This is a genomic window from Hoeflea sp. (genome assembly GCF_984452065.1).
This window is the reverse complement of sequence record NZ_CFHWAF010000211.1, coordinates 1-5173: the sequence shown is the minus strand read 5'-3', so window position 1 is coordinate 5173 and position 5173 is coordinate 1. Positions and strand designations below refer to the sequence as shown.

Below are 5173 nucleotides of genomic sequence, written 5' to 3'. Positions count from 1 at the left end.
ATGCCTTAGCTTATGGCGGGCGCCGGTTCAAATTCAATCGGTGCCGGCGAATCGCAGGCCCGGCAAATTCGGCGGTCACCAAAAGTGATGACCTTGGGAAAACTGGAAATCCGGCTAAAACAAAAAAAGAACGAACCTGTTTAAATTCAACAAATTCAGCATATTAATGCCCTGTTGCAAAGTGAGAACAAATGCAGTACATTTTTTGCGTGCGACTTTCATTGCCAGTGATGCGTATATAACCTAAAGGTGGACGGAATGGCTCAGAACTCTTTGCGGCTTGTAGAGGAAAATTCGGTGGACAAAAGCAAGGCACTCGACGCGGCGCTCTCGCAGATAGAGCGGGCCTTCGGCAAGGGCTCGATCATGAAGCTCGGCTCCAACGAGAATATTGTCGAGGTCGAAACCGTGCCGACCGGATCGCTGGGTCTGGATATCGCTCTGGGCGTCGGCGGACTGCCCAAGGGCCGCATCATCGAGATTTACGGACCGGAAAGTTCCGGCAAGACGACCATGGCGCTGCATACGGTGGCCGAGGCGCAGAGGAAAGGCGGCATTTGCGGATTTATCGATGCCGAGCACGCGCTCGACCCCGTCTATGCGCGCAAGCTGGGCGTCGACCTTGAAAACCTTTTGATCTCGCAGCCCGATACGGGCGAGCAGGCGCTGGAGATTACCGATACGCTGGTGCGCTCCGGCGCGATCGACGTGCTGGTGATCGATTCGGTCGCCGCGCTGACGCCGCGCGCCGAGATCGAGGGCGAGATGGGCGATTCGCTTCCGGGCATGCAGGCGCGACTGATGAGTCAGGCGCTGCGCAAGCTCACCGCTTCGATTTCACGCTCCAACTGCATGGTGGTCTTCATCAACCAGATCCGCATGAAGATCGGCGTGATGTTCGGCTCGCCCGAGACGACGACCGGCGGCAACGCGCTGAAATTCTATTCGTCGGTGCGGCTCGATATCCGGCGCATCGGCTCGGTCAAGGACCGCGACGAGGTCGTCGGCAACCAGACGCGCATCAAGGTGGTCAAGAACAAGATGGCGCCGCCCTTCAAGCAGGTCGAATTCGACATCATGTATGGCGAGGGTATCTCCAAGACCGGCGAACTGATCGACCTTGGCGTGAAAGCCGGCATTGTCGAGAAGTCGGGCGCCTGGTTCTCCTACAACAGTCAACGCCTCGGACAGGGGCGCGAAAATGCCAAGACGTTTCTGAAGGAAAACCCGCAGATCGCGCAGGAGATCGAAATGGCCCTGCGCCAGAATGCCGGGCTGATCGCGGAGCAGTTGCTGGAAGACGGCCGGCCGGACGATGGCGATGACGGCGAAGCGGATGTTGCCCAAGGTTAGGCTTTTACTCTTTTGACCCGGTTTGGCCGGCGGCATTGACGGTGCCGCCGGCCAACTTATTTGAGGGACCTTTATCGCACCGGTGCCGTCCGTCTGGACAGTCTTGAAAGGGGCGGATAAAAGCCGAACGGACCGGCGGCGCTCCGTGGTGCCGCGGACACAGAGAGTTTGAGGTCAAAGGGCGTTCCATGAATGGCGTAAACGAGATCCGGTCGGCTTTTCTCGACTATTTCGGCAAGAACGGACACGAAATCGTGCCGTCCAGCCCGCTGGTGCCGCGCAACGACCCGACCCTCATGTTCGTCAATGCCGGCATGGTTCAGTTCAAGAACGTGTTCACCGGCCTTGAGCATCGCGACTATACGCGGGCCGTGACGGCGCAGAAATGCGTCCGCGCCGGAGGCAAGCACAACGATCTCGACAATGTCGGCTATACGGCGCGCCATCACACCTTCTTCGAGATGCTCGGCAATTTCTCGTTCGGCGACTATTTCAAGGATGTCGCGATCGAACTGGCCTGGAACCTGATCACCAAGGAGTTCGGCATCAATGGGAGCCGGCTCTGGGCGACCGTCTATCACACCGACGACGAGGCCTATGATCTGTGGAAGAAGATCGCCGGGCTTCCCGACGACCGCATCGTGCGCATCGCCACCCATGACAATTTCTGGGCCATGGGCGATACCGGCCCCTGCGGCCCGTGTTCGGAGATCTTCTACGACCATGGCGAGGGGATCCGGGGCGGACCGCCCGGATCGGCCGAGGAAGACGGCGACAGGTTCATCGAGATCTGGAACCTGGTCTTCATGCAGTTTGAGCAATTGACGGCCGACGAACGGGTCGACCTGCCGAGACCCTCGATCGATACCGGCATGGGGCTTGAACGCATCGCCGCACTGCTGCAGGGCAAACACGACAATTACGATATCGATCTGTTTCAGGCGCTGATCGGCGCGTCGGAGGAACTGACCGGCGTCAAGGCGGAAGGCAAGGCGCGGGCGAGCCACCGGGTGATCGCCGATCACCTGCGCTCTTCGTCCTTCCTCATTGCCGATGGTGTTCTGCCGTCCAATGAGGGCAGGGGATATGTGCTGCGGCGGATCATGCGCCGGGCGATGCGCCATGCCGAACTTCTTGGCGCGCGCGAGCCGCTGATGTGGAAATTGCTGCCGGCGCTGGTCGAGCAGATGGGCCGGGCCTATCCCGAACTGGTGCGCGCCGAGGCGCTGATTTCCGAAACGCTCAAGCTTGAGGAGACGCGCTTCCGCAAGACGCTCGAACGCGGTCTCAACCTCCTGTCGGATGCGACGGCCGATTTGCAGGAAGGGGCCGAGCTCGACGGCGAAACGGCCTTCAAGCTCTACGACACTTACGGCTTCCCGCTCGATCTGACGCAGGATGCCCTGCGCCAGCGCGGCATCACCGTCGACGATGCCGGCTTCAATGCCGCAATGGAACGGCAAAAGGCCGAGGCGCGCGCCAACTGGGCCGGATCCGGAGAGGCCGCGACCGAGACGATCTGGTTGGAATTGCGTGACCGCCTGGGCGCCACGGATTTCCTCGGCTATGACACCGAGCAGGCGGAAGGGGTTGTGCAGGCCATCGTCAAGGACGGGGCCGAGGTGCCTTCCGCATCGAAGGACGAGGCTGTGCAGGTCATCGTCAACCAGACGCCCTTCTACGGTGAATCGGGCGGCCAGGTGGGCGATACGGGCATGATTACCGCCGACGGGTTGCGCCTGCGCGTCACCGACACGCAAAAGAAGGCCGACGGTCTTTTTGTTCACAGCGGTGTTATCGAGGACGGTGTTCTTGAAAACGGCGCCGAGGTGGTGCTGAGCGTCGATCACGGGCGGCGCAGCCAGTTGCGCGCCAACCATTCGGCAACCCATTTGCTGCACGAGGCGCTGCGCGAGATCCTCGGCAGCCATGTCGTGCAGAAGGGATCGCTGGTCGCACCGGACCGCCTGCGCTTCGACATATCGCACCCGAAACCCATGAGCGAGGACGAAATCGCGCGGGTCGAGGACATGGCCAATGAAATCGTCATTCAAAACAGCCCCGTCACCACACGGCTGATGGCCGTCGACGATGCGATTGCCGAAGGCGCAATGGCGCTGTTCGGCGAGAAATATGGCGATGAGGTGCGGGTGGTGTCCATGGGCACGGGCCTTCACGGCGACAAGAAGGACAAGACCTATTCGACCGAGCTGTGCGGTGGCACCCATGTCAACGCAACCGGTGATATCGGCCTTGTCCGGGTTGTCGGCGAGAGCGCCGTGGCGGCGGGCGTGCGGCGCCTCGAGGCGCTGACGGGTGACGCTGCGCGCAGATATCTTTCCGACCAGGACAACAGGGTCAAGGCACTTGCATCCTCCCTGCGCGTCCAGCCCGCCGAGGTCGTGTCCCGGGTCGAAGCGCTGGTCGATGAACGCCGCAAACTGGAACGTGAAATTTCCGATCTGAAAAAGAAGCTGGCGCTCGGCGGCGGTGGCAATGGCGCGGCGGATGAGACGCGGGAGATTGCCGGCGTGAAATTTCTCGGCAAGACCGTGACCGGGGTCGAGCCGCGCGATCTCAAGGGACTGGTCGATGAAGCCAAGATGTCTCTCGGCTCCGGCGTCGTCACGCTGATCGGCGTCTCGGACGAAGGCAAGGCCAGCGTGGTCGTCGGTGTGACCGAGGATCTGACGAAGCGCTTCAGCGCCGTCGATCTGGTGCGTGTCGCCTCGTCCGCGCTCGGCGGCAAAGGCGGTGGCGGCAGGCCCGATATGGCGCAGGCGGGCGGCCCCGATGCGGCGAAGGCCAAGGCCGCCGTCGACGCCGTTGCGGATGCCCTTGCCGGATAGACAATCCCGGGCGGCTTGTGCCGCGCGGAAAGTGACTGCCAATTGCAGGCGCTGTAAGGCGCCGGCCAGATATGTCAGGGAGCAGCACGCATGAGAAAGATCATTGTATCGTCATTTTGCCTGTTCATTGCGGGCGTTCAGCCGATATCTGCCGAGGACAGCGGTCTTGACGCCTTTGAAGACCTGTTGCAGTCCTACCGGGATCTCGGAGCCTCCGCCTCCTATGAGACCACGCAGACGAGCGGCGACACGCTAACGGTCAAGGGTCTTAGTGTCGGCTACTCCACCAGCTTCACCGTATCGGCTTCGGATGCGGAGGATGGCGAGCAGACAATCAGCCTGGAATTCTTTTGGAAGAGCCCCGAGTTGACCGCGCGCAAGCTGACCAGCGACGTGGCCGGGTTCGCTGTTGACCATATGACGATGGCCAACGGTTCGATCTTCACCGTCAGCGTCGATGTGCAGGGGGACGATGGCGGGCTGGCGATGGACGGCCGGATGGATGGTTATGTGATCACCGAGGCGCGCTGGCCGCGCCTGCCGCGGATCGCCGGGGATCCGCAGCGGCCGTTCAGCCGGTGGCTGCCGTTGATGCGGGCGGTCATGGACGTGAGTTTTGCCGAGGGGCGGGTCGATCTGGTCGAATTCGATATCTCGGCGGGCGACGATGGAGACGAAATCCACGTGACCTCGATCATTGAGGATTTCGTCGCGCGGGATATGCGCAATGGGCGCATTGCCGAATACGGAACCGGGCAGATAAGCCAGCGGACAAAAGTGACGGGCGATGGCGACGGCGAGGATTTTGTCCAGACGACAACGATGACGAGCAGCCGCACGACCGGGCTGGATTATGGAGCCATCCTTGCCCTGTTCGACCCCGACATGCGCGGCTCGGGCGCGTACAGAACGGCCATCGGATCGGCCTCGGTGAACGGGTATCGTGAAAAGAGCGGCTTCTACGATGTCGT

General features: G+C 61.5%; 3 protein-coding genes. All 3 read left to right on the top strand.

Features of this window, described 5'->3' with window-relative positions; all coding sequences use genetic code 11:
- Positions 1–258 precede the first annotated feature (258 nt).
- Positions 259–1353, top strand: coding sequence for a recombinase RecA (gene recA, locus AC5E6N_RS23200; protein WP_491750026.1), 1095 nt, complete (start codon positions 259–261; stop codon positions 1351–1353).
- A 188-nt stretch (positions 1354–1541) separates the two neighbouring features.
- Positions 1542–4202 carry an alanine--tRNA ligase gene (alaS, locus tag AC5E6N_RS23195; RefSeq protein WP_491750025.1) on the top strand — a complete coding sequence of 887 codons (2661 nt, stop codon included), beginning with the start codon at positions 1542–1544 and terminating at the stop codon, positions 4200–4202.
- A 90-nt stretch (positions 4203–4292) separates the two neighbouring features.
- Positions 4293–5173 (top strand): hypothetical protein (locus AC5E6N_RS23190; RefSeq protein WP_491750024.1); only part of this gene is annotated, 881 nt, incomplete at its 3' end.